We start from the raw sequence: 26,015 nt of genomic DNA, 5'->3' as shown, positions 1-26,015 counted from the left end.
AACCTTCCATACTATTTATTTAATAATAAGTCCATAAACATTGTAGCCAAGCCAAAATAAACAAGAATCGAAATAATATCATTGATCGTTGTAATAAATGGACCGGATGCAACAGCCGGATCGATTTTAAAGCGGTGCATCAACAACGGAATCATGGATCCCGCGATTGTTGCGATGATTAAAGTAGTCATGATGGAAATTCCAACAAGCAATCCTAAAAAGAAATCCCCCTGCCATACATACACGATACCAGTTACAACTATCCCACAGCTCGTACCTGTAATCAATCCTGTAATGGCTTCGCGAACTACAATTTTCGATTTGCCTAGCTTTTCAATTTCTCCTGTTGCAATCCCACGGACCGCAACCGCTAAGGACTGTGTTCCGGTATTCCCAGCCATACCCGCTATTAATGGTATAAAAATAGCAAGGATGGCTACTTTGTTGAGGGCATCCTCAAAGCGCCCAATCAAACTTGCCGTAAACATCCCCAAAAAGAGTAATATAATAAGCCATGGCAACCTTTTGCTAGCTGCGGAAAGAGCGCTCTGGTCCGAACGTTCCGTATCCGAGACACCGGCAAGCTTGGAATAGTCATCATTCGCCTCTTCCTCCATAACGTCCATCACGTCGTCGACTGTGATAATCCCTAATAAATGATTTTGAAAATCTACAACCGGCAATGCTAAGAAATCATAGTCTCGCATCATGTGTGCCACTTCTTCCTGGTCTTGCCCAACCGAAACAGACACGACCCGGTCACTCATCACATCCGAAACGAGCCAATCCCCTTCTGCAATAATCAAGTCTCTTAAGGAAATAACCCCGACTAACCTCTTTTGATCGTCCACGACATACGTATAGTAAATCGTCTCCGCTTCTGGAGCTTCCTTCCGAAGATGTCGCATCGCTTCTTTTACCGTTTGACCAGCATGAATGACGACATACTCGTTTGTCATGAGACTTCCGGCCGTTTTTTCTTCATAGTGAAGCAACTCTTTGATTTCTTGCGCCGCTTCTTTATCCATAATCGTTAGAAAACTAGCTACTTTATCCTTATCTAATTCATTTAAAATATCAACGGAGTCATCTGTAGACATTTCCGCTAATACACTAGAAGCATAGCGAGGATCCATTTCCGTGAAAAACTCTTCCACATCCTCGTAGTCGATATTTTCCATAACGTCTGCCATTTCTTCTGGTGACAAATAGCTATATATTAACATTCGGACTTCTTCGGATTGTTCTTCAAAAATTTTAGCTTGATCATACGGATGTAACTCTAGAAATTCTGCACGAAAATCTCCAATTTGTTTGTTGAATAGAGCCTCTTGAATTTTGTCCCAATGTTGTTCTCTTTCTTGCGCATCTAGATGTTCCATGACGATTACCTCCTTACCGGCCATTCTTTCCGATATTTTTAAGGAAAGAGAAACCTTTCCCTTACTTTGTTCGTCGATATATAAGGAAGCCAATGACTTTCGACAAAATGATTAATTTTTCGTAGGTGAAGTGAAAAAAGTACGCTAATGATGTAAACTGGTAGTAAATATTGACACAAAAAGATATACTAATTATTTTAAAGGAAAAGTAAAATCTGTGATACCTTTTTGTTTTACTTTTAGAAATTTAATGAAAGCATAAGATAAGACATCGATTTCGCCTAACGGGTGACATATCATGTTTTCTAAAACCTTAAAAACAAGACTGAATTTCTTAGTTAGAAAGGAAATGAAATGAATTCAAGAAATTCGAATACACCTAATATAGATTATTCCTTAATATTTATTATAATATTGCTCGGAATTGTGAGCTGCTTTACGATTTATTCCTTACAACCTACGCTTGACCAGAACTACTTCCTTAAGCAAGTTGTTTGGTACATTGTTGGGTCTATGGCAATTGCTGTCATTATGTTGGTCGACTACGATCGCCTCAGACAGATAACCTGGTATTTATACGGTATTGGGATGATTTTGTTACTTATGCTATTTTTCAACTTTCCCGGGCCACCTTTTATCAAAACGGTAAACGGAGCGACGAGCTGGATGCAGATTCCAGTATTTGGGACGATGCAGCCCGCTGAATTCATGAAAGTGTTTCTCGTCATTGCACTTGCCCATATCATTGTAAACCATAATGAGAAAACGAAATATAAATCCAATAAAAGTGATTTATGGTTACTTGCGAAAATATTGCTTATCTCGCTTCCGCCAATGGGATTAGTGGCAACCCAGCCCGATTTAGGAGGATTTCTCGTTTTATCTGCGATTGTCGCTTGTATCGTGCTCGTATCCGGAATTCGATGGAGAATCCTTGCTTCCATTTTAGGGTCCGTAGCGATTGTAGCAAGTATCATTGTATTATTATTTATTTACTTCCCAGAAGAAACAGATGCCTTCATGGACAAAAGTGGCTTTGACCACGTTGAGGCCCGCTTTAACGGCTGGCTTGACCCTGAGAAATATGGAAAATCTGGGGGATATCAGCTCGTTTTAGCCATGATGGCGATAGGCTCTGGCCAGCTTACCGGGAAAGGATTTAGAGAGTTTGAAGTAACTGAAATTCCCGAACAGCACACTGATATGATTTTCACCGCGATATCCGAACAATTTGGATTTCTCGGTTCCAGTATCTTGGTTACCCTTTTCTTTTTACTCATTTATCGATTAATTCACATCGCATTACAAAGTAATGATCCATTCGGAAGCTATTTAATTACAGGCTTCATCGGGATGTTTACGTTTCAAATCTTCCAAAACATCGGAATGTCGATTCAACTTCTTCCGATTACCGGTTTACCACTCCCTTTTATTAGCTATGGTGGGAGTTCAACGTTGACCTACTTAATGGCAATTGGAATCGTCTTGAATATCCACTCCCGAACGAAACAATATATGTTTGATTAGACAGCAGGTGGAAAAGCTAAGTAAGAGGCTTTTTCACCTGTTTTGTTATAAAGATTTTGGAGGGATTCTTTTGAAGGTAGATATTATTGGGGACATACATGGATGTCTAGAGGAATTAAAGGAGCTATTTCAGGAGCTTGGCTACAAATGGGAAGGTGATATTCCTGTTCATCCTGATGGGAGAATACCTGTCTTTTTAGGAGATTTAACGGATCGCGGTCCCGATTCCATCGGTGTCATTGATCTCGTATATCAAATGGTAGCTTCGAATAAGGCCAAATATGTACCCGGGAATCATTGCAATAAACTTTATCGCTTCTTCCTTGGCAACAAGGTGAAAGAACAGCATGGCTTAGAAACAACTACTGCAGAATATAGGCAGCTGGATTCCAAGCGACAAAAAGAGGTTCGTCATCACTTTATAACCCTTTATGAAAAGGCACCTTTATATTTAGAGCTACCGGAAGTACAAGCAGTTGTCGCCCATGCCGGAATTAGTGAGAAGTTAATCGGACAGTCTGGAAAAAAAGTTCAAACCTTCGTCCTTTATGGAGATATTACAGGGGAGTCCCATAGCGATGGTAGACCAGTTCGCCGAGATTGGGCCCAACATTATACCGGAAACCGTTGGATTGTGTACGGTCACACACCAGTCCGCAAGCCCCGAGTAGTCAACAAAACCATTAATATAGATACAGGCTGTGTATTCGGGAACGCCCTGACTGCCTTTCGTCTTCCGGAAGAGTCCCTTGTATCCGTGCCATCCAAACAACCTTTTGTGGAAGAAAAATTTAATTACTATGATGAGGGATAGGAACAAAAATGCCAGTGCCTTGGTGGCAGTTAAATACAGAAAAACTGCTGGCTTGCTTATATTGCCTATTTTTGTGGACATATAGTACCTTATTGTTTGATACTACACCGATTGTTATTCACCAAAAAATAGCATACCAATCTTATGTAATTTGGTATGCTATTTCATCGGTTCATTCCATTTTTCTTCATCAAAAACAAACTACTTATGATCAAAAACTTTTTCTTTCAACAGACTCGCCATATCTCCAGGCATGTCACACCCCAATGTAATTCTCTCTCCCGAAAAAGGCTGGTTAAATGCGAGTGATTTACAATGCAAGGCCTGTCTTTTCATTTTTGTTAGGTCTCCACCATATAAATCATCCCCAAGCAAAGGGTGACCTAGATGCGAAAAATGCACTCTTATTTGATGGGTTCTTCCGGTTTGTAAGCGCACGGATACTAGTGTCTCATCCGCCATCTCTTGTTCCACCTCGTAATGGGTAATCGCTTGTTGTCCATCCGGTAAGACAGCTCGCTGAATAATTGAATCTTCTTTTCGACCAATTGGTAAATCAATGGTGGACTGTCTTTCCTGTAATTGCCCTTCCACGATAGCATAATAGCTTCTATTTACAGCCCCTAATTTTTGATCTCTAGACAAAATAGAATGGCTGAGACGATGCTTGGCGACTAACAGGAGTCCGCTAGTATCTCTATCTAGTCGCGTCACGATATGAACCGTATATTGTAGGTTTTGTTCATCGTAATATCCTAATAAGCGGTTAGCGATGGTTCCACTCGTGTGATTAACCGATGGGATCGTCGCAATTCCAGCTGGTTTATTGATGACGAGAACATCCTCATCCTCGTACACGATTTCTATTGGCAAGCGCTCTGCGACCATCGCAGGTCCGCGTGCTTCTGGAGGGAAAATAATTTGGATGGTTTCCCCTTCTTGGAGTTTATGGCGAACATCTTTATGTGCACCATCCACCAGAATGGATCCTCCTTGAAATTTTAAAACCTTTATAATACGGCGAGACAATCCGCACACCTGATGTAAAAAATCTCGTACTAGCATGGAGTCATGCTCTTTTGTAATGGACCACTTCACCTATAATCACCTTTCTAGGATTCATCGGAAACAAACGAATCTCGTACCCTCTTCCAAAATGGAAATGGACGGAACCGAGCAAAGCGAATCTTTTCACTCGCTACCTTACATTCAATAGCTTCCACATTGCTATAATTCTTTGTATAATGATCAATCGTAATAAGAAAACTTTTATCATGAATGGGATACAGCTCACACGTATGATGATCAGGAAGAATCAAAGGCGATCCGATTGTACGGAATACGCGATTGTTAATCGATGCCATCTCCGTTATCTGAATGGACGGTAACGATGGATGGATTATCCCACCACCTAATGCTTTGTTATAAGCTGTACTCCCCGATGGTGTAGAAATGCATAAACCGTCTCCACGGAACCGTTCAAAATGCTCTCCTTTAATCAAGACATCAAGCACAACAGAACCTTCCGCTGTTTTGACCGAGCATTCATTTAATGCAAGAAAATGGTGCACTTCGTCCCCTGTTTTTGGCCGAATGGTGACATCCAGTAAAGGATATTCGATCACTTGATATGGAGTTTTGGCAATCTCGATAATTAGCTTTTCTACTTCTTCTGGTACCCAATCCGCATAAAAGCCTAAATGCCCCGTATGGAGACCAAGAAATGCGGTTTCTTCTAGTCGATATTGGTAGCGGTGAAAAGCCTCTAAGAATGTTCCATCTCCCCCAACAGACAGAACAAGGTCTGGCTCTTCTTCATCGTAAAGTAAATCAAACTCAATAAGGTGTTGCTTCACCATATCTTTTATATCTTCTGACTTTTGATCCCCTTTAGAGATTATCGAAAACTTCACTTCCCTAGCCCTCCCTAACTAATGCTTACGTTTATACTCATAGAATAAACGGTGTGCCTCTTGCACTTCTTCTTTTATATTCGACATTTCTTCATCTAATTTAAACGCAGCTTCTGCAGCTCGTTTTAATCTTGTTTTTATTTTGCCAGGAATTTGTCCATCGTATTTATAATTTAGCGAATGTTCATTCGTCGCCCAAAAGTTCATAGCTAATGTTCTAATCTGTATTTCCGCTACTATTCGTTTTTCTCCATGAATAGTTTCTACTGGATATTTAATAATCATGTGATAAGATCGATAGCCACTATCCTTTTTTTCTACTATGTAATCTTTTTCTTCCACTATAAAAAAATCTTTTCTTGACCGAAGCATATTCACAACTGTGTATATATCATCCACGAATTGGCAGACCACTCGAAGTCCTGCAATATCCTGGATTTCTTCTTCCAGCCTATCTTCCGCAATCCCTTTTTTCCGTGCTTTTTCCTCGATGCTCAGAACTGGTTTTACTCTCCCTGTTATAAACTCAATTGGCGAATGTCTTGATTCATATTCAAACTGAGCTCTCATCCCTTTAAGCTTCACTTTTAACTCTTCTACTACTTGAGCATAGGGAGCTAGAAACACTTCCCAATTCATTCGTTTCCACCACCTGCAATATTGAAATTGTCCTATCTCTTTAAGTGTGTGTTCAAAAAGGAGGATAAAAAGCGCAATGAAGTTCAAAGTAATTATTACACTATCATTATATAAGTTATCGATGGATGATAGTATAAGGGCAACTATGGTTCAAGCTGCGCCTACGGCTTGGTTTCACCAAGTTTTCTTTACCGGACTTTTTGAACATCCTCTTTAAATTAATTGTATCATAAAAGAAGCGAAATATAGGTAGTCATACCCTCTCCACCTCATCCTATGTTTGCTTATGGAATGAAATAATCATCCATTTGGCATATACTATTAGAACAAACGGAAAGAACAGGGGTGGTCTCTTGGCTCAAGAAATTGAAATTGAATTTAAAAACCTCTTAACCAAAGAGGAATATGAAGCATTACTAACTTATCTTCCTCTTCATCATTCAAAGAGCATTCGCCAAATAAACCATTACTTTGAAACACCCGACTTTCTATTACGAAGTAAAGGGTCCGCTCTTCGAATTCGGGAGAAGGAATCAGGAAATGTCTTAACCTTGAAACAGCCCCATCCAAATGGGCTACTAGAAACCCATGACGAGTTAACGGAAGAAGAAGCGAATCGTTGGTTGAACAATCAACCATTCAAAACTGAATTCGTTGGAAATCAATTAAGACAGTTAGACGTACCAATTGAAAAGCTGCGCTATGGTGGGGCCCTTCGCACAGATAGATTAGAACTGTCTTATCACGAAACCATTGTCGTTCTGGATCACAGTTCTTATAACGAAAAAGAAGACTATGAGCTTGAATTAGAGGCAACGAACTGGGAGATTGGGAACCGGGTTTTCCAGGATATTTTAGAAACCTGCTCTATAACAAGAAGAGCTCCTATTAGTAAAATTCAACGTTTTTATGATACCTTATAAAACAGATAAGTTGCCGATTGTAGATAGACGCTGTTACAATAAATTACAAATAAAGCCTATAAATATGGTTTAATTTTCAATACCCTCAAAGGGGATCTTGTTATGGAACAATTTGGAACCTTATTTGAAGCCATTGGTGGCTTTAAAAAAGTAAGTCAATTAGTACAAATTTTTTATTCTAAAGTGGGAGTTCATCCCGAACTAACTCCTATTTTTCCAGAGGATTTAACAGAAACAGCTCGCAAACAGGAACAATTTCTAACACAGTTCCTCGGTGGTCCAGCTTTATACACAGAAGAGCATGGGCATCCAATGTTAAGAAGAAGACATTTGCCTTTCGAAATTACACCGACTAGAAGAAAAGCATGGTTAACATGTATGGAAGAAGCACTTGAAGAAGCTAACATTGCCGAACCATATCGGACCGCAATCTTCGAAAGATTGACCATGACCGCACATCATATGGAAAACACACCGGAACATGAGAAAGGAGAATCGATGTGAGTTTAAATCCTTTTGGGGCTTCCGATCACCAAACTATCAAAACGACGCCACAGAATGGATTCGTCGATTTACTAAAGAAGCCTGTAGAAGTTTATGTCTTTGTTGATCCTCTATGTCCAGAATGCTGGTCGCTAGAGCCATCATTAAAGAAACTATCCATTGAATATGGGAGATATTTCACAATTCGTCCGATTCTGAGTGGTCAATTAACAACCTTAAACAAAGATAAATTCGATAAGCCACAGAAGTTGCGTGACATATGGGAGAAAACAGCCAGCCGCACAGGGATGAGCTGTGATGGAGACCTTTGGTTAGAAAATCCTATCTCCTTTCCTTGGATTGCTTCCATTGCGATAAAAGCTGCGGAATTACAAGGACTTCGAGCAGGTAGAAGATTCTTAAGAAAAATTCAGGAATGTATGTTTTTGGAGAAGATGGATATTTCCAAAGAAGATGTTCTCATGAACGTTGCGAAGCAAGTTCACTTAGATGTAGAAGAATTTAAGCGAGACCTCTACTCCACTTCCTCACAAAAAGCTCTACAATGTGATTTAAAGCTTACGAAGGAAATGGAAGTAGAATATATTCCGACCCTCGTCTTCTTTAATGAAAACCAAGAAGAAGAAGGCTTGAAAATCTCTGGACTTTATCCGTACGAGGTATATGTAAAAGTATTAAAACAAATGCTTCAAAAGGATCCAAGTCCTGCGGAAAAACCAGAATTAGAAGATTTCATTTCTTTTTATGGGTTTGTTGGAAATAACGAAATTTCTGTTGTTTATGATTGGTCAGATGAAAAAACAGCCAAAGAGATGAAAAAATTAAAATTAAAGCAAGTAGTCGAAGAAGTACCTGTTAAGTACGGCACATTTTGGAGATATCTTGGAGAAAAATAATCCGAATTAGGGCTTGGACCCTTAATTCGGTTTTTTAATGCATCCTTATAAAAAGAAAAAGAAGGATATGATCCATATCCTTCAAGATCCTAATCTATTTCAAGATAAGGGGGATGGGAGAAAGTTTTCAGGTCAAACAAAGGGGTTTTGTTTGTTAAACATCTCACAAGTTAAATATACCAAGCTAAACTCCAAGTGACAATAGATATGTGCATACTTTCACAAAAATGTCACACTTCTAAATCCTCTATCCCCCTCATATCTTAATAAAAAGATGCTTACCTAATAGGAGGTGGAATTTTGGGGAGATATTACCCTCTGTTTTTCTTAGGGTTAACAGCTTTTGCCTTTATTCTGAGTATATTTGGTTTTATGAACATGATTCCTTCCCTTATCACATTACCAATCCTTTTCGTTTCCATTTATCTAACCATCTTCTCATTTACGAATCGCAAACGATTTAAGGGACTTTCATGAATAACAAGAAGCTGCCTATCCAATACGGATAAGCAGCTTTTTCCTTTTCCTAACTAATTTTTTCTAACAATTTTTCCATTTCATTTAGCTTTTCTTCGAAGACATCGAGTGCAGATAAGATTGGTGCTTTAGATGTCATGTCTACTCCAGCTTTTTTCAACACTTCGATCGGATAGTCACTATTACCTGCTTTGAGGAATTCTACATATCGATCTACGGCCGGCTGTTTCTCTTTTAAGATCTGAGAAGCAAGAGAGGTAGCCGCTGCATATCCAGTCGCATACTGGTACACATAATAATTGTAATAGAAGTGAGGAATACGTGCCCATTCCACGCCGATCTCCTCATCCACTACAATGTCATCTCCAAAATACGTTTTGTTTAAATTGTAATAAACTTCCGTTAACTTCTCTGCAGTTAGAGCTTCCCCACTTTGAGCCAACACATGAATGTTATGCTCAAATTCAGCAAACATTGTTTGTCTAAACACTGTACCGCGGAAGCCTTCTAAGAAGTGATTTAAAAGGAATAGTTTTTCTTTCTCATCTGTTGTGTTTTCAATCATGTATTCGTTCAAGAGTGCTTCATTACACGTAGATGCTACCTCTGCAACAAAAATAGAGTAATTTCCGTAACGGAATGGTTGATTCTTTCTTGTATAGTAACTATGCAAAGAGTGCCCCAGCTCATGCGCAAGGGTGAACATATCGTGTAGGGAATCCTGCCAGTTTAACAGGATGTATGGATTTGTACTATAAGAACCAGAGGAGTACGCACCACTACGTTTTCCTTTGTTTTCTTCTACATCAATCCATCTATTCTCATAGCCTTCTTTTAGAATGCTAGCATACTCTTCTCCAAGAGGAGCCAACCCTTCTAACACCTTCTGTTTTGCACTCTCATATGGAATCTTCATATCCACATCTTTTACGAGAGGTGTGTACAAATCATACATGTGCAAGTCTTCTAACTTAAGTACTTTCTTTCTTAAAGCAACGTAACGCTGTAAAAGATCTAAGCGTTCATTTACTGCTTCTACTAAATTATCATATACCTTTTCCGGTATGTTGTTACCATCCAAAGCTGCTTGACGTGCGGAATCATAATTTCTTGTTTTTGCGAAAAAGTTATGCTTTTTAACCGAACCAGACAATGTGGAAGAAAACGTGTTTTTAAAGCTTCCAAACGTATCGTACATTGCTTTAAATGCGTCTTCTCTTACTCGTCGTTCATCTGATTCCAAGAAACCAAGGTAACGTCCGTGTGTAAGGTTCACCTCTTCGCCCTTTTCGTCTTTAATGGACGGAAACGTAAGGTCTGCATTGTTTAACATTCCAAACGTCTGTGAAGGATTGTCAACAACCTCTGACACCTCAGCCAACAGTGCTTCTTCCTTTTCACTTAGAAAATGAGGTCGCTGTCTATTTACTTCATTTAACGTGTGCTCGTATCGCTTTAATCCTTCATGCTCTTTCAAGAAATTGGTGAGTTTATCTTCCTCAATCGTTAAAATTTCTGGAATGATATAGCTCATCGCACTTGAAACCTGTGTCACCAAATTTTCTGCCTTCGCATTCAATGCTTGGTAAAACGAATTGGTAGTATCTTGGTCATATCTCATATGTGCGTAAGTATAAAGCGTTCCAACTCTTTCTGAAGCCTTATCTTGTAACGCGAATAATTCATAAAGAGTATCCGCAGATTCATGAAGTTTTCCTTGAAATTCTGCAAACTTAGGAATGTCAGCTTTCACCGACTCTAATTCTTTTTCCCAATCCGAATCCGTAGCAAAAATGTCCTCTAATCTCCACGTATTCTCAACTGCAACATCTTCTCGTTTCTGTAATTCTTTCACAGGCTTTCCCAAAGGTATGTCCTCCTTCTGTATCCATACTTCTATGTATATCCTATGCTGTCTATCCTTTATTATATCGTAAAAGTTAGGAAACATGCGAAAGTTCAGCTAGACCCGCATTAGTTTTTGCATCATATGGTAGTCCTGATTCTTTGCTTTTTCTAATGTGTTTGGAAGGGAGAGTATAGGATTATACGTGTAGCCGGAATCCCTTTCCATCAAGATTCCTATCTGTAATAACTGATCGACATATTCTTGGATTGGATTAGACGACACCTTTACGAGGGGAGTAGCAGAACTAGGAACTAGGTAAGAAGCAAGCAGATGGTGACAATCGTTTAGCTGGAACGTTTGGTCACCAATATTAAATAGATGAAAGAATAATATACTTTGCCACATCCAAATCGGACATCTCATTCGAAACTGGGACGGAACAGGGATAAAACAAATGGAGGGTAACAAGGTAGGGTGATGATGATGTTGATAAAGCCATTGGCGCCACTGTTTTTCGCTTTCGCTCGTATGACGAGGTGGTCCTTTTCTTCGAAAGTTTTGAATGGAGTTCAGCCATTGCTTCGGATTTATCCTTTGTTGTTGTATCTGAAGCAATTCCTTAAATGATATATCTTTTAGGTTGTAAAAAGTTAAGAAATTAGAAGGGGATGAAGATAATGTGGTTAACTGATAGACGGCAAATTGCTTCTGAAGTGGACAAAAGTAAAAGAGGCTTGGTGAATCAGCGGAGGACCATTGATGAAGAAATGGGAGTGTAATATTAACTGTGTAAGTAAGAATGCGTACGATTCTTGCTCACACAGTTTTTTTATTTGGTAAAATGAATATATATCTAAAGGAGTGATTTCGATGGGGAAAATCAAAAGAGATCCAAACTCCGTAGAATTAGCAGAAAAAATCATTGAGCAATACCAACCCAAGTCAGTAGAAGACATGCAAAATGCCCTAAAGGAAATATTTGGGCCCATGTTTGAATCCATGTTAAAGGGTGAAATGAATCATCATTTAGGCTATGAGTCTAATGATAAGAATCAAAAAGACACAACAAACAGGCGTAACGGGTACGGCAAGAAAACACTGAAAACAACGGCTGGAGAAGTAGATATTGCGGTGCCACGGGACCGAGATGGTTCGTACGAACCACAACTCATACCAAAGCGTAAAAAAGACGTCTCCGCTATAGAAGATAAGGTGATTTCTATGTACGCCAAAGGTATGTCTCAACGGGATATTTCCTCCACCATTGAAGATATTTATGGCTTCTCTGTCTCCCACGAAATGATTTCTGACATTACAGATGCGGTCCTTCCTGAGTTAGAAGAATGGCAATCTCGTCCTTTAAGCAACTGTTATGTGTTCCTATTTGTAGATTGTATGTTCACAACGATCCGTAACCAGTATGAAACGAAGAAATATGCAGTCTACACGATATTAGGTTATACCATGGAAGGTAAGAAAGACGTGTTAGGTCTTTGGTTAAATGAAACAGAAAGCAAGCACAAATGGATGCAAATATTTGATGAGATTAAAGCAAGAGGTGTCGAAGACATCTTCTTTATCTCCATGGATGGAGTAAGTGGTTTAGAAGAAGGAGCTCGTGCTATTTTCCCACAAGTAACCGTTCAACGCTGCATGGTTCATATGATTCGTAATTCTATTAAATATGTACCAAGCAAAGAGTATAAGCCATTTACTGCCTCTTTAAAAAAGGTATATAGTGCTCCTAATCTTTCAGCCTGCCAAAGTGCTTTTGAATCTTTTAAACAACAATGGTCTGCCTATCCTGGAGCCATCGATGTGTGGACTAGAAACTTTCAGCATGTTGAGCAACTCTATGATTATGGAAGTGCCATTCGCAAGGTGATGTACACAACCAATGCCGTGGAGAGTATTCATTCTAGCTTTCGAAAAGTGACCAAAAAAGGAGCATTCCCTAACGAGAATGCTCTCTTAAAAGTCCTATTTTTACGTGTGAAAGAACTTGAAAACAAATGGGAAGGTGGCCACATCCAAAACTGGTCGATGGTCATGAACCAGCTATTAGTACACGATCAGTTAGAAAATAGGGTTCGTAAATACATTTAGTCTTCAGGACTTACACACTTTATTTGACAAACCCGAAGAAATACTTTTTCACTAGAGGAAAGCCTTAATGATTGTGAGCCAATTCGTTTCATTCGATTACCGCCTAGTATCCAAATGGGGATGATGGATTCATTACAGTATCCCATCGTTCGGTTAATCACGTCTTTTTCCGGCAACGTAGCACATTGAAACTCAATCGCCACCTTTTTCTCCCCTAGTTGTAACAATATATCTGCACGCTGCTGGATAGAAGAGATCGTTACTTCAAGTTGTGCAGATACGTTTTGCTGAATGAACCAATTGTATAATGCCCATTTTCCTTCTTCATGATAACGCCCTTCCCCTTTATTCATACAACTGCCTTGGTTTTTGTGGGCAAAATGGGCTGTAACCCTGGTCCCAGCTTTTAAGATCACTTCTTCCTGACAATCAGGACAATAATACTTTTGACTTCTAAACTTATTAATTTCCTGTAAAGTTGAGCCTGCGAACGTAACAAGGTCCCTTTGCTCATTTCTAGCAAGAAGCATCGTTTCACCTCCTGCTAGAACTAGTTCTCGACCAATAATCAAAATCCCTTCTTCTTCTGTGAAATCGCTTTTTCCCCAGTAAAAAAACAAAAATAGACATTCTTATCGAATGCCTATTTGTCTATTGGGAAAAAAGATTGGATGTTCCTTAATGCTTGATCCTCAAAGATGGTCTTCCCATACTCTTCAAGTAAATGAACCGTAGCGTTTGTTTCATCACCAAACTCCAGCAACTGACTAATCATGTCTTCTTGCTCTTCTTCTGATAACTTTTCATCATCAAATTGAATAAACAACATATACTGATTGTCGTAGTGGAACAATTTGTTTGCTATATCGTTCAACGTTTGATAATGACTTAATTGAATGACATCCTCAAAGTCTTTAAAAGCAACGATGAACGACATACTTTCATCATCGTATTCCGAATAATCATCCTCATCACTGCCAAACTTCTCTTCCAACAAGGATTCAATTTTTTCGTCTACTGGGATATCAAATGGTTTTCCACTATCGTTTGGCAATTCGATGTTGGATCCATCTTTAGAAAGCTGAGCTTTTGTTACGACTATTTCTAACCCTTTATCAAGAGCTTGAACTTGAATCCATAATGGACCATCTATATTAAAATCATCTTCTTTATAATTCACTTCATCCATAACCTGCCAAAAAAGCTGCTCACTTTTTTCTCGGTTATACCAAATCTCTTCTCGATCAAATCCCCGGTCTTCTATATCTAAATAAGAGATATAAAATTTTACCGTATTCTCATTGATTCTTTCTATTTCCATTCCTTATCGCTCCCTTCAATAAATAATTGGGTGGAAGGGATATCTTCACCTTCTGCGAACCATGAACTTAAATTAATATCATTCAACCTATTCTTCTATACTTTATTTTATGATAAAAGGTTGCATTATGAAAATAGATATGCCTATTAATTGTATAAAAAGGTTTTTGTCCCATATTGTCCACACTTCATAGTGAAACATGTGGAATTCATATTGTACCCGAAATGGACTGGTTTGTCACTTCATTCGAAAATCACTTTCTATCAAAAAAAACGCAGATCTTTGTAAAAAAGACCTGCGTAAAATTTTTAGTTAACCATTCTTTGTGCTTCACGAAGTTGGAAGGTACGAACAGTTCTTGGTAAAAATCTTCTAATTTCATCTTCGTTATAGCCGACTTGAAGGCGCTTCTCATCAATAATGATTGGGCGGCGTAAAAGTCCTGGATTTTCTTGAATTAGATTGAACAGGTCCTTCAACGGAAGCTGGTCAAAGTTTACATCTAAGCTTTGGAATACCTTAGAACGTGTAGAGATAATCTCGTCCGTTCCATCTTCCGTCATTCTCAATATTTCCTTTATTTCGTCAAGTGTAAGAGACTCTGAAAAGATATTTCTCTCACGAAACGGAATATCGTGCTCTTCTAACCAAGCTTTTGCTTTTCGGCAAGATGTACAACTCGGTGAGGTATAAAGTGTTACCATAGAAACTTCACTCCTCAATATGCTAAAAATTTTTTCAGGCTAACTTTGAAGAATATATTAAATTATAATTAGTTTAAATAACTCTTCTATGTACAAGTATACTACAACTGTCAAGTAATGTGTGAAAAAGTCTACAATGTCATGAAGTTGTAACAATACATGGATAATTATAATTAAGATACCCCATATTATCCTACTTAAAACCTATTTTCAGTAAAAAGTTCACCTATTAACAAAAGAAATCCTTGTTGGAACAAAACCAACAAGGACCAAAGATTCTCATTAGGCTTTATCTTCTTCTTCTAATCCTTCGAAAATATCGTCAGAGTCACGAGTTTGATCATAGGATAAAACTTCATCCGCTGATTGATAAGATTTTCCGTACAGCTCCTTGTCCTTATACGTATGAATATCTTCGTACATCTTTCTCATTTGCTTATAGATCGTTTCTTCATCCGCGTCTTCTGGAGACCAATAGAGTATTTCCATCGGATTAACTTCATTAGTTGCCAAGGATCGTCTCGTATAACCGATAGACTGGGCATGCTCAAATCCTTCTCTTTGGTAAAAACGCAAACGCTTCTCTGAGTCTGAATCCTCATAATCAACAGGCTCTACTTCTAAGATAATAGGCTTTTGCTTCGCCTTTAATTTTTCCATTAACTTATGACCAATACCTTGCCCTCTAGACTGAGAAGACACGTACACATAGTCAATAAAAATGAATTCATTGAATTCAGCGTACATTAAAACATGGTGCGGTCCTTCGTCCTTGTAGTACACATCGCCTTTTTCTTTTAATAGCATTTCCATATGTTCCCTTGATTTCATTTCTTCCACAGGGAAATATTTGTTTAGTTTTTCATACCAATTCATTGATCTACTCCTTGTTTTCGTAGTCACTTATTGATTATAACGAAATTAGTTGCGTTTGTTAAATCGACATAGAATCCAATACTTTATTTTCCCCGAATTATAACGATGTAAACACAAACTTTTGACTTGGGGAAGTTAAAAAGTAAAGAAGACCACTTGCCCGTTTATTAAAACAGTGAATTTCACAATACAGTTACGTCGCAATTTTAATAAACTGCAATGCTTAAAAACAACAGAAAAAAGGTTTCATTAAAAAATTCCCCTTCATTGTTAAACGAAACAATGAAAGGGTCATTCAGTTGATGCCATTCTTATGAACTTAATTTAACGGTGTGTAATCCACATTTTCGGTATACGTATTGCCTGCATTCCATAGTAGGAACTCTTGGATACCATTCTCATTTAGAGCCTTTATTTGAGCTTCTACTTCTGCTTTTCCATATTGTGTGGGGGCACCACTATATAGCCACGGCGCTTCAAAGTCTTGAATCCAAGGTCTTGATATTGGAGCGTTTTCTAGTGCTCCTAAAACCTCATTTTCTACCTTTGCATATTCGTTCACCAAACGATACGGCTCTTTGTCCGGAAAATCAATTCCGAAATAAGGTGTCCAGTGACTTGGATATATCATGGATGAGATGACATCCACATTGCTAGAAATCTTCGAGAAATTTTGGCCAATCCCTGGTGTTTCTGGTATCGTTGCCGCATAACCGAAAATATCTACAGATACATCGACATCGTAATATTCCAGCTCTTTTCTCGCATAGCTGACAAAGTCAGTAACAGCCTGCACCCTTTTCTTAACGTCACTGACTTCGGCATCTTTATAATCACCTAAGTCATATTCTAGCTCTTTATCTCGTCTCTCAAAGCCTTCTGGAAAACGTACATAGTCAAACTGAATATCCTGGAAGCCCAATTCAGCTGCCATTTTAGCTATACCTACGTTATATTTCCATACTTCTTTTTTAAATGGACTAACAAAGGCATCCCCGTTACCATTCGTCCAAACCTCTCCATCCTCTTTAAAAGAAAGATCTGGACGTTTTTTAGCTAAAACAGTATCTTTGAATACAACAATTCTGGCAATTGGATAAATTCCTTTCGCCTCAAGGGTTTCTAGTAGCTTTCTTGGATCATCTATATAATTTTTTGCGATATCTGCATATGGGGATTTAGGATCAGGCTTAAACGTTAAGTTCCCACGATCCTCTTTTACATCGATAACCATCGCATTTAATTCCGTATTCTCTATAAGTTTTGCGAGGGTGTCAAAACGACTGCCACCAGCCGAGTTCCCAGTCACATATATTCCTCTAACCGCATCCGGATATTCAAAAGTTAGACCTGAATCAAAAGTAAATCTTTTTATTTTCTCCGGTAGCTCATAGGGTATTATCTTTGTTCGATGCGTAGCATGCTTTTTCCCAGTTTTCGGCTTCGTTTCCTCAGCAAATACGTAACTAGGCACCACTAGTAGGCTTATGATAGCGATTATAATACTTAGAACGACTTTTCGGTGTAATTTCATCAATGCTCTCGACTCCCCTAGTCTCTTTTATTCCATTATAAAAGATTTAGCAATGTTATTGGTAATATTCTTATAAGTTTTCATTGGTATTTTATGTTTTATTGCATTCTTTCATGATTGGCAGTGAACAAAAGCGCAAGCGCCCGGTTAGCAACGTACGGACTGGACTGAACCGTAGGAGATAAAGGAACCATGCCCCTTCAAAGGGGTATGCCAACGTTGGGCGCAAAGCCCGGGTTTAGTTGGCCTTCCTTCCTCGCGAGGTTAAGGAAATTCGACTATCGTCAAACAGTTATCGTACAGAGGTGAGGGAAGTCTCGCTAGTTGCTGGGCGCTGGAGCTGGACGTGTCTATTGCAGTATGTTTATCCACACCAGGCAAATTTTATAAATTTCCTATACTATGAAAAAAGCAGACCCAACGTTGGGTCTGCTTTTTCGGTATATGTGAATGCATTGTTTTCTGTTTACTTGTCTTGCAATTCTTGTTTGTAAGCTTCGAATTCTTTCGTTGTACAAAGAACCCAATGGTTAGGTCTTACTTCTCTGAATTCTGGTTCTTCACTAGTGTCATGCTGACTCGGATCATAAGAAATTCGTGTACGGTTTCTTTCGTAATCCGGATCAGGAAGTGGAATCGCAGATAACAGAGATTTGGTATATGGATGAATTGGATTTTTATACAGTTCATCACTATCTGCTAGCTCTACTAATTTACCAAAATACATAACCCCGATACGATCACTGATGTACTTCACCATTGACAAGTCATGTGCAATAAATAGATACGTTAACCCTTTTTCTGCTTGAAGTTTCTTCAGTAAGTTTACTACTTGCGCTTGAATGGATACATCCAATGCAGAAATTGGTTCGTCTGCAATGATAAATTCTGGATCAACAGCCAATGCACGAGCAATCCCTAGACGTTGGCGTTGTCCACCACTAAACTCGTGTGGATAACGAGTTGCGTGTTGTTTATCCAAACCAACTGTTTCTAATAACTCATATACTTTTTCTTTTCTTTCTTTGTCCGATTTCACTAGACCGTGAACATCTAGTCCTTCTGCAATAATATCCATAACCGTCATACGTGGGTTTAAAGAAGAGTATGGGTCTTGGAAAATCATCTGCATTTGGCGATTGAACTTTTTAAGCTCCGTTTTGTTTTTCTTACTTTGAACGTCTTCCCCTTTAAAAAGAACTTCTCCGTCTGTAGCATCATATAAACGAATGATGGTACGTCCAGTTGTTGATTTACCACAACCCGATTCTCCTACAAGACCAAAAGTTTCTCCTTTGTAAATATCAAAGGTAAGGCCGTCAACCGCTTTAACGATACTTTTTCTACCTGTTTTAAAATATTGTTTCAGGTTTTTAATTTCCACTAATTTTTCTTGTTCGCTCACTGTTGCTCACCTTCCTCACTATTCGAAGACGAAATCGCTTCGATTCTTCTTTTTACAGAAGCAGGTGGTTCAATCTTTGGTGCATTCTCATGTAATAACCAAGTCGCCGCATAGTGCGTGTCAGAGACTTGATATAATGGTGGCTCCTGTTCAAAATCGATTTTTAATGCAAACTCATTACGAGGAGCAAAAGCATCTCCTTTTGGAGGATGTAATAAATCAGGAGGCGTACCAGGAATTGCAAACAATTCTTCCTCTTCACTATCAAGAGTTGGCATGGAGCCTAATAATCCCCAAGTGTACGGGTGTTTTGGATTGTAGAAAACTTCATCTGTTGTTCCAACTTCAACAATTTTACCTGCATACATAACCGCTACACGATCGGCAACGTTCGCTACGACACCTAGGTCGTGTGTGATAAAAATAATAGAGGTTTCCGTTTTCTTTTGAATATCCTTCATCAACTCTAAAATTTGAGCTTGGATCGTAACATCTAATGCTGTTGTTGGTTCATCCGCAATTAATACCTTTGGATTACATGCCAATGCAATCGCAATAACAACACGTTGACGCATCCCACCAGAGAATTGGTGTGGATATTGGTCGATACGCGATTCAGGATTTGGAATTTGAACAAGGTCTAAAAGCTCAATGGCACGTTTTTTCGCTTGGGATTTCCCCATTTTTTGGTGCTTTATCAAGCTTTCCATAATCTGTGACCCGACTTTCATCGTTGGATTTAAGGATGTCATCGGATCTTGGAAAATCATCGAAATGTCTTTCCCACGAATTTTTTGCATTTGTTTTTCTGATTTTTTAACAAGGTCTTGTCCCTCGAAAAGGATTTCCCCTTCTTTAATAAAACCGTGTGGCTTCGGTACTAATCTCATCAACGCTTTTGTTGTAACAGATTTACCGGAACCGGACTCTCCAACAATCGCGAGAGTTTCCCCTTTGCGTAAGTCAAAATTAACACCGCGCACGGCTTGTACTTCTCCGCCATACGTGTTAAAAGATACTTTTAAATTTTTAACTTCTAAGATTTTATCCAACATAAGCACCTACCCTTCTAATCCCGCATCTTAGGATCAAATGCGTCTCGTAGTCCATCCGCAATAACGTTAAAGGCAATCATGACAATGGATAATAATACTGCCGGGAACACTAACAAATATGGATATATTTGAAGTGCATCAAATCCACTATCAATGAGAGTACCAAGTGATGCGTCTGGTGGTACTAGACCTAAACCAATGAAGCTTAAAAATGCTTCGAAGAAGATCGCATTTGGAATTGTAAACATCGTATTGATGATAATTAAGCCTGTTACGTTCGGAACGAGGTGTCGAAGGATAATTCGACCATCTGGAGCACCTAGTGTCCTAGAAGCGAGAACAAACTCTTGGTTTTTTAGCTTTAAAACTTCCCCACGAACAATCCGGGCCATACCTATCCATCCGGTTACCGTTAAGGCAATCGTAATCGATAATATACCAGGTTCTAAAACAATAATCATTAGGAATACCACTACTAAGTTTGGAATCCCAACCAAAACCTCCATGATACGTTGCATAATGTTATCAACTCGTCCACCATAATAAGCAGAAATACCACCATAGGCTACGCCGATAACTAGGTCAATGGCTGCCGCAAGGAACGCGATATATAGAGAAACCCTTGTCCCTTCCCATGCCCGTGTCCATTGGTCACGACCTAGACCGTCTGTACCAAACCAAAAGTACTCGTCAGCCATATCTTGTGCTTCATAGATATGGTACACAGCATCTACTTTTGCGGAATCCGTTGATCCATCGCCTTCGGATACGACTTCGATATCGATAAAATCTTCCTTACCGTCGTATCTTGCAATAGCATTTGACTTAGCTTCTTCTACCGTATCTCCTTCAAAGGTTCCATGAAGGGTTCCAGTGAATCCTGACCAGCTTATATTCTCAAGACCAGGTACACGTGCAGGCATTTTTGCTCTGGATAGATCCTGATCATCATATCCATATTCATTCATTGATGGTCCCACAAAGCTCAGAATAATAATAAGGGCGAGCGCAACAATGGAGACCATTACTGGAATATTTCGTACAATACTTCGCATTGCATCTTGTAGAAATGTTCTACTAGGACGAGAGATTTTTTCGCTCGTATCCTCTTCTTGTGTCTTACGGACAAACAGCTCTTTTGGTAAATTGTTGTTTTCCATTTTATTTCTCTCCTCCAGTAACTCTGATTCTTGGATCGATCAAGCCGTATAGGAGATCAATAACTAAAATGATAACCACGAATAAGAAAGCAAATAAAAGAGTTGTTCCCATAATTATAGGGTAGTCCAGTACCATAACAGCTTTAACAAACTGTTCACCTAGCCCTGGAATTGCAAAGATTTGCTCAATTACAAGGGTACCAGTCATCAAGGAAACGGCTAACGGTCCCACAACAGTAACAAGTGGAATGAGAGCGTTTCTTAAACCATGTTTAAATACGACACCAACCTCGTTAACACCTTTCGCACGAGCTGTCGTAATATAATCCGATCCTAATACTTCCAGCATCTCTGTTCTCGTAAAACGAGCTGCCGTTGCTAGTGGGAAGATCATTAACGCAATAGTAGGCATAATTGTGTATTCAAATCCTTCCCAGAATGCAACAGGAAGTACCCCCCACTTCACACCAATGAAGTACTGTAGCATACCAGCAAATACGAATGCTGGAATTGATTTACCGATAACCGCAATAAACACGGATAAGTAATCAATCCATGTATTATGGAATATCGCTGAGACAAGGCCCAACAATATACCTAGTAATGTCCCCACGATTAACGAATAAGCCCCTAACTCTGCGGATGGTCCTATACGTTTCATTAATATATCAGTTACGGGTTGACTATCAAATTGGAAGGAAATTCCTAAGTCACCTTGCACTAAGCCACCTAGATAATTTAGATACTGTACCGGAACAGGATCATTAAGTCCGTACTTTTCTAACACTATTTCTTGTTGTTCTTCTGATAGTTTATTTTCTGCACTTAAAGGAGAACCTGGCAAAAGTTTCATCAAAAAAAACGAGAATGTTGCGATGATGAATAGTGTAATTAGCATGTAAGTGAATCTTTGAAGTAAATATCTAACCATTCCAACACCTCCTATTGAAGTTCTAAATATTTCTCAATTGACAGAATGTTCATTATTGTGAGTTTTTTCGGTTAAAAGGGAAAAGAGGGTACACGCCAACTTTATTGGTCACATACTCTCTTACCCTATTAGCCAGCTTATACTATTGTGTGAGAATAATTAAATCTTACTCTTCACCTTTATAAGCCCATTTGTATTCATAATCTGGTCCGAATGGGTTCTTTAAAATACCTTTTACATAAGGTTTAACAAGTAGAGCACGTGCTCTTTGATAAACTGGAGCTACAGCTGCATCTTCTTCAAGTAGAATTTTTTCCATTTCTAAGAATGTTTCAAAACGTTCTACTGGTTTTAGAGCAAGCTCGTTGTTGGCTTTTTTCAATAATGCATCGTACTCAGGATTAGAGTAACCCATCATATTGTTTCCGCCACCAGTTTCCCATAGGTTTAACCAAGTATTCGGATCTAGATAGTCAGGACCCCAACCAGCAAACTCGATTTCATAAGTCATGTTAGTATCTAGGTCTAGACGTTGTTCGAATGGAACCTCTTTAAGCTCAACAGTTAAGCCTTCAAGGTTAGTTTCCAATTGGTTTTTAAGATAAGCGTTCATGTTTTTCGCAGTATCACTATCATCGCCTAGGAACTCAACTGTAAGAGAATCTACACCAAGTTCTTCTAGACCTTTTTGCCAAGCTTCTTTTGCAGCTTCTACATCAGAAGTAACAAGGTCCCCGTTGATTTTACGGAAATCTTCACCAGTTTCCGGGTGTGGAGCAAAGTTTAGTGGTACTACACCAGTTGCAGGAATAGAACCGTTGTTAAGGATTGTTTCAGCAAGTGCTTGCTTGTCAAACGCCATTGAGATAGCACGGCGAATGTTTTCGTTAGCTAAAGCACCATTACTTGGGCCATCTTTCCAAACTTGGTTAAATTTTAACCAGAATACAGTTGTTTCTTCTTGTATTTTGTAATCTTCGTGAGTTGAGTATTGGTCTACAAAGTCTGCAGAAAGTCCAGCACGGTCAACTTCACCAGTTTCATAAGCGTTGATACCAGTCGCAGTATCTTTAACGACTTTAAAGTTCATTTTTTCTAATTTTACAGTTTCAGCATCCCAGTAATCTGGGTTCTTTTCTAACGTCCAGTCTCCATCACCAGGATTCCACTCGGTAAATTTGAATGGTCCGTTATAAACTAGTTTATCCATATCTGTAGCAAATGCATCGCCTTGCTCTTCAACGAATGCTTGATTTAATGGTAAGAAAGTTCCGAATGTAGTTAATGATTCGAAATATGGTACTGGTTTTTCTAGTTCAACTACTAAAGTGTGATCGTCTTTTGCAGTAACACCTAACTGATCAACAGGTACTTCACCTTTGTTAACAGCAGTAGCGTTTTTGATTACTCCACCCATCATGTAAGGACCGTACTCAGATCCTGTAGCTGGGTCAACCGCACGTTGCCATGCATAAACGAAATCATTAGCAGTTACAGGGTCACCATTTGACCAAACTGCATCATCACGTAGGTTAAATGTCCAAGTTAAAGCATCATCAGATACAGTGTGATCTTTTGCAATACCTGGAACTGGTTTGCCGCCTTCACCCAAACGGTAAAGACCTTCCATAGTAGCACCTAAGAATTCAAATGCGTATGTGTCTGTTGCCATGGATGGATCCATAGATGGGATCTCATCACCGTTGATTAAGTTTAGTACTTGTTCAGTGGACTCGCCACCTTCTTCTGCTGTACCTTCGCCGCCTTCTGAATCAGAGCCTTCTGAACCTTCAGAATCTCCTCCAGTAGAACAAGCCGCTAGGAACATACTTAATACTAAAGCTAGTACAAGTAGTAACCAATTTGACTTCTTCATGAAGTTCATGACCTCCCCTTTAATCTTAAATATTCTAAATATTTTTGCAGATTGTCACATCTACAAAGAGAATTATACAAGTTTTCTCACAATTTTGCATTATTTTTTTTGTGTAAATTTACAGAAAGCCCTTATTCATTACATTCTCATTTCTTAAATTAGTACTTTTGACCTATATTAATGAAAACGTTTTCACTAGCACTTTTATACGACTTTGTTAGACTTCCTCCCTACTTTAGTTTGTTATTTAATAGATAATTTATTTCGTGCTATACTGAATATGGCCATATGTAAGGTCAATCTTTAGAGTTCTCCATTTTACGGGGAATATACTACTATGAGGTTGTGATAATCCTGAAGAAGTTTTCAAATAAGTGGTACCTTCTCCTTATGAATGTTGGAATAGCATTTATACTTACGATAGTTTCCACTGATTTATCTATAATTGGATTTATTAACGGATTGTTCTATGTCAGTCTTGTGTACATCATGTTTTCCCTTATACTCTTTATTATTAGGGGAAAGTTTTTAGATGGAGTGACGTTTGGTTTCCGAAGATTTAGAAGTAGGGTAAGTAAGCATGATATGGATTACTTGGAGGAACTCCCCTTACCATCTAACCGAGTAAATGATACGTTTTACCGACTTATCTATGTACAAGCTGTCGTTTTGACAGGATTTGATATCGTTCTACTAATGATATATTATTTGGTAAGCTAACTTTATGAGGTTGCATTATCCCGTTAAGTTTTATATAATCCAAAACAAATCCATACTTATTTAGAGCAAAGAAAAAGAGATAGTACGCTTTACCCAATGAATGGTAGAGAGCCTGTGGTCGGTGAAAACAGGCATCAAGGTAAAAGCGGAAGTGGGACTTTGGAGCTCTTTTCTTCTTCATAGAAGAAACGTTCTCAGGCGTTAACTGTAATTAAGTGATCTTATTTTTCATTAAGATAATTAGGGTGGCACCACGGTTCATTCGTCCCTTGTTTTTAGACAAGGCATGGATGGACCTTTTTTATTGGTTCAAATTGCTAAAACAAAATACAAACGAGGTGTTAATCATGAAAACTATATTTTCAGGAATCCAACCAAGTGGAAGTTTAACGATTGGGAACTATTTAGGGGCTATGCAGCAATTTGTCACACTACAAGAAGACAGTAATTGCTTCTTCTGTATTGTCGATGAACATGCCATTACTGTTCCTCAAGACCGTCTAAAGCTACGAGAAAACATTCGTTCACTGGCTGCTCTATATTTGGCTTGTGGTATTGACCCTGACAAATCAACGTTATTTATTCAATCAGAGGTTAGTGCACACACACAGTTAGGTTGGATGATGCAATCAATCAGCTATATCGGTGAACTGGAAAGAATGACACAATTCAAAGATAAATCTCATGGAAAAGACGCTGTTTCGGCTGGTCTTCTAACGTATCCTCCTTTAATGGCTGCGGATATCTTGCTCTACAAAACCGATATCGTTCCAGTTGGGGATGATCAGAAGCAGCACCTTGAGTTGACGAGGGACTTAGCTCAACGATTCAACAACCGCTATAATGATATCTTCACAGTTCCTGAAATCAGTTTACCGAAGTTTAGTGCTCGAATTATGTCTCTACAGGATCCGACAAAGAAAATGAGTAAGTCTGATGAAAACCAAAAGGCATCCATTTTTATGCTCGATAGTGACAAGCAAATCGAGAAAAAAATTAAGAGTGCTGTTACGGATTCAGAGGGAATTGTACAGTATGACAAAGAAAACAAGCCTGGTATTTCGAACCTATTAACCATTTATGCGAGTTGCACAGGAGAAACGATTGATGAGTTAGTAAAGAAATATGAAGGAAAAGGGTATGGTGACTTCAAACAGGATACTGCCGAAGCTGTAATTTCTTTATTAAAACCAATCCATGAAAGATACGATGAATTAATCCATTCCTCTGAATTAGATGAAATCCTGGATAGAGGGGCTGAAAAAGCAAGTTTTGTTGCAAACAAAATGCTTGCGAAAGCAAAAAAAGCAATGGGTCTTGGACGTGTAAGAAAATAGTTTCTTCTATATAAAGAATAGAAAGAAGACCAAGTGTTTCGAATTTCGAAAATTACTTGGTCTTCC

Annotated in this window: 26 protein-coding genes and 1 other annotated feature; of the genes, 10 read left to right on the top strand and 16 right to left on the bottom strand. The window is 38.7% G+C overall.

What is annotated here, in order from left to right; genetic code table 11:
• Positions 1-11: 11 nt before the first annotated feature.
• Positions 12-1,382, bottom strand: a complete 1,371-nt coding sequence (mgtE, locus tag KO561_RS06500) for a magnesium transporter (RefSeq protein WP_231096310.1) — start codon at positions 1,380-1,382, stop codon at positions 12-14.
• Positions 1,383-1,736: 354 nt separating this feature from the next.
• On the opposite strand from mgtE, the gene KO561_RS06495 reads away from it, so the two are divergent.
• The gene (locus tag KO561_RS06495; RefSeq protein ID WP_231096309.1) at positions 1,737-2,909 is read left to right on the top strand and encodes an FtsW/RodA/SpoVE family cell cycle protein; all 1,173 of its coding nucleotides are present in this window, start codon (positions 1,737-1,739) and stop codon (positions 2,907-2,909) included.
• A 70-nt stretch (positions 2,910-2,979) separates the two neighbouring features.
• The gene (gene prpE, locus KO561_RS06490; protein ID WP_231096308.1) at positions 2,980-3,723 is read left to right on the top strand and encodes a bis(5'-nucleosyl)-tetraphosphatase PrpE; all 744 of its coding nucleotides are present in this window, start codon (positions 2,980-2,982) and stop codon (positions 3,721-3,723) included.
• A gap of 201 nt (positions 3,724-3,924) precedes the next feature.
• Here prpE and KO561_RS06485 read toward each other — a convergent pair whose 3' ends face one another.
• From KO561_RS06485 to KO561_RS06475, 3 genes are read right to left on the bottom strand one after another with little or no spacing between them, the layout of a single operon-like run.
• Complete coding sequence (locus tag KO561_RS06485; RefSeq protein WP_231096307.1) at positions 3,925-4,821, bottom strand: RluA family pseudouridine synthase; 897 nt, start codon at positions 4,819-4,821, stop codon at positions 3,925-3,927.
• A gap of 14 nt (positions 4,822-4,835) precedes the next feature.
• Positions 4,836-5,636: an NAD kinase gene (locus tag KO561_RS06480; RefSeq protein ID WP_231096306.1), complete on the bottom strand. Its 801-nt coding sequence runs from the start codon at positions 5,634-5,636 to the stop codon at positions 4,836-4,838.
• Between the two features lie 18 nt (positions 5,637-5,654).
• Complete coding sequence (locus KO561_RS06475; RefSeq protein ID WP_231096305.1) at positions 5,655-6,275, bottom strand: GTP diphosphokinase; 621 nt, start codon at positions 6,273-6,275, stop codon at positions 5,655-5,657.
• A gap of 76 nt (positions 6,276-6,351) precedes the next feature.
• Here KO561_RS06475 and KO561_RS06470 point away from each other — a divergent pair, with 76 nt between their 5' ends.
• The 5 genes from KO561_RS06470 (at position 6,352) to KO561_RS06450 (ending at position 9,075) form a co-directional block, all read left to right on the top strand.
• Positions 6,352-6,492 carry a hypothetical protein gene (locus KO561_RS06470; protein ID WP_231096304.1) on the top strand — a complete coding sequence of 47 codons (141 nt, stop codon included), beginning with the start codon at positions 6,352-6,354 and terminating at the stop codon, positions 6,490-6,492.
• A gap of 136 nt (positions 6,493-6,628) precedes the next feature.
• A complete protein-coding gene (locus KO561_RS06465) occupies positions 6,629-7,198 on the top strand; it encodes a CYTH domain-containing protein (protein WP_231096303.1) in 570 nt (189 codons plus the stop codon).
• Positions 7,199-7,300: 102 nt separating this feature from the next.
• Complete coding sequence (locus tag KO561_RS06460) at positions 7,301-7,702, top strand: globin domain-containing protein (protein WP_231096302.1); 402 nt, start codon at positions 7,301-7,303, stop codon at positions 7,700-7,702.
• On the top strand, positions 7,699-8,598 hold the full coding sequence (locus tag KO561_RS06455; protein WP_408004844.1) for a ClpXP adapter SpxH family protein: 900 nt from the start codon (positions 7,699-7,701) through the stop codon (positions 8,596-8,598). The genes KO561_RS06460 and KO561_RS06455 overlap by 4 nt, the downstream gene beginning before the upstream one ends.
• Positions 8,599-8,898: 300 nt before the next feature.
• Positions 8,899-9,075: a hypothetical protein gene (locus KO561_RS06450; RefSeq protein WP_231096301.1), complete on the top strand. Its 177-nt coding sequence runs from the start codon at positions 8,899-8,901 to the stop codon at positions 9,073-9,075.
• 49 nt (positions 9,076-9,124) lie between these two features.
• Here the strand turns inward: KO561_RS06450 and pepF are convergent, their stop codons facing one another.
• Both pepF and KO561_RS06440 read right to left on the bottom strand, forming a co-directional pair.
• Positions 9,125-10,942: an oligoendopeptidase F gene (gene pepF, locus KO561_RS06445; RefSeq protein WP_231096300.1), complete on the bottom strand. Its 1,818-nt coding sequence runs from the start codon at positions 10,940-10,942 to the stop codon at positions 9,125-9,127.
• 96 nt (positions 10,943-11,038) lie between these two features.
• Entirely contained in the window at positions 11,039-11,539 is a 501-nt protein-coding gene (locus KO561_RS06440) for a hypothetical protein (protein WP_231096299.1), read from the bottom strand.
• Between the two features lie 246 nt (positions 11,540-11,785).
• On the opposite strand from KO561_RS06440, the gene KO561_RS06435 reads away from it, so the two are divergent.
• Complete coding sequence (locus tag KO561_RS06435) at positions 11,786-13,030, top strand: IS256 family transposase (RefSeq protein WP_231095892.1); 1,245 nt, start codon at positions 11,786-11,788, stop codon at positions 13,028-13,030.
• Here the strand turns inward: KO561_RS06435 and KO561_RS06430 are convergent.
• The 10 genes from KO561_RS06430 to KO561_RS06385 form a co-directional block, all read right to left on the bottom strand.
• The gene (locus tag KO561_RS06430) at positions 13,027-13,650 is read right to left on the bottom strand and encodes a competence protein CoiA (RefSeq protein ID WP_231096298.1); all 624 of its coding nucleotides are present in this window, start codon (positions 13,648-13,650) and stop codon (positions 13,027-13,029) included. The two genes, KO561_RS06435 and KO561_RS06430, sit on opposite strands and share 4 nt — an antisense overlap.
• A gap of 23 nt (positions 13,651-13,673) precedes the next feature.
• Complete coding sequence (mecA, locus tag KO561_RS06425) at positions 13,674-14,351, bottom strand: adaptor protein MecA (protein WP_231096297.1); 678 nt, start codon at positions 14,349-14,351, stop codon at positions 13,674-13,676.
• A 308-nt stretch (positions 14,352-14,659) separates the two neighbouring features.
• Positions 14,660-15,055, bottom strand: coding sequence for a transcriptional regulator SpxA (gene spxA, locus KO561_RS06420; RefSeq protein WP_143892722.1), 396 nt, complete (start codon positions 15,053-15,055; stop codon positions 14,660-14,662).
• 282 nt (positions 15,056-15,337) lie between these two features.
• Positions 15,338-15,931 (bottom strand): GNAT family N-acetyltransferase, encoded by a 594-nt coding sequence (locus tag KO561_RS06415; RefSeq protein ID WP_231096296.1) that lies wholly within the window; start codon positions 15,929-15,931, stop codon positions 15,338-15,340.
• Positions 15,932-16,250: 319 nt separating this feature from the next.
• On the bottom strand, positions 16,251-17,465 hold the full coding sequence (locus KO561_RS06410) for a putative glycoside hydrolase (protein WP_231097055.1): 1,215 nt from the start codon (positions 17,463-17,465) through the stop codon (positions 16,251-16,253).
• Between the two features lie 466 nt (positions 17,466-17,931).
• On the bottom strand, positions 17,932-18,870 hold the full coding sequence (locus KO561_RS06405; protein WP_231096295.1) for an ABC transporter ATP-binding protein: 939 nt from the start codon (positions 18,868-18,870) through the stop codon (positions 17,932-17,934).
• On the bottom strand, positions 18,867-19,922 hold the full coding sequence (locus KO561_RS06400) for an ABC transporter ATP-binding protein (protein ID WP_231097054.1): 1,056 nt from the start codon (positions 19,920-19,922) through the stop codon (positions 18,867-18,869). Before KO561_RS06400 ends, KO561_RS06405 begins: the two co-directional genes overlap by 4 nt.
• 17 nt (positions 19,923-19,939) lie before the next feature.
• On the bottom strand, positions 19,940-21,085 hold the full coding sequence (opp3C, locus tag KO561_RS06395) for an oligopeptide ABC transporter permease (RefSeq protein ID WP_231096294.1): 1,146 nt from the start codon (positions 21,083-21,085) through the stop codon (positions 19,940-19,942).
• A 1-nt stretch (position 21,086) separates the two neighbouring features.
• Positions 21,087-22,016, bottom strand: coding sequence for an oligopeptide ABC transporter permease (opp3b, locus tag KO561_RS06390; RefSeq protein WP_231096293.1), 930 nt, complete (start codon positions 22,014-22,016; stop codon positions 21,087-21,089).
• Positions 22,017-22,182: 166 nt separating this feature from the next.
• Positions 22,183-23,892 carry a peptide ABC transporter substrate-binding protein gene (locus KO561_RS06385; protein WP_231096292.1) on the bottom strand — a complete coding sequence of 570 codons (1,710 nt, stop codon included), beginning with the start codon at positions 23,890-23,892 and terminating at the stop codon, positions 22,183-22,185.
• Positions 23,893-24,282: 390 nt separating this feature from the next.
• On the opposite strand from KO561_RS06385, the gene KO561_RS06380 reads away from it, so the two are divergent.
• Positions 24,283-24,612, top strand: coding sequence for a DUF3899 domain-containing protein (locus tag KO561_RS06380; protein WP_231096291.1), 330 nt, complete (start codon positions 24,283-24,285; stop codon positions 24,610-24,612).
• Between the two features lie 59 nt (positions 24,613-24,671).
• Positions 24,672-24,885 (top strand) — a binding site (T-box leader).
• A 74-nt stretch (positions 24,886-24,959) separates the two neighbouring features.
• Positions 24,960-25,949, top strand: coding sequence for a tryptophan--tRNA ligase (trpS, locus tag KO561_RS06375; protein WP_231096290.1), 990 nt, complete (start codon positions 24,960-24,962; stop codon positions 25,947-25,949).
• Positions 25,950-26,015: the final 66 nt, after the last annotated feature.

This window comes from Radiobacillus kanasensis (genome assembly GCF_021049245.1).
In the GTDB taxonomy this organism is placed as follows: Bacteria; Bacillota; Bacilli; order Bacillales; family Amphibacillaceae; genus Radiobacillus; species Radiobacillus kanasensis.
The sequence above is the reverse complement of the archived record's forward strand: the minus strand, read 5'-3'. Positions and strand labels throughout refer to the sequence as shown.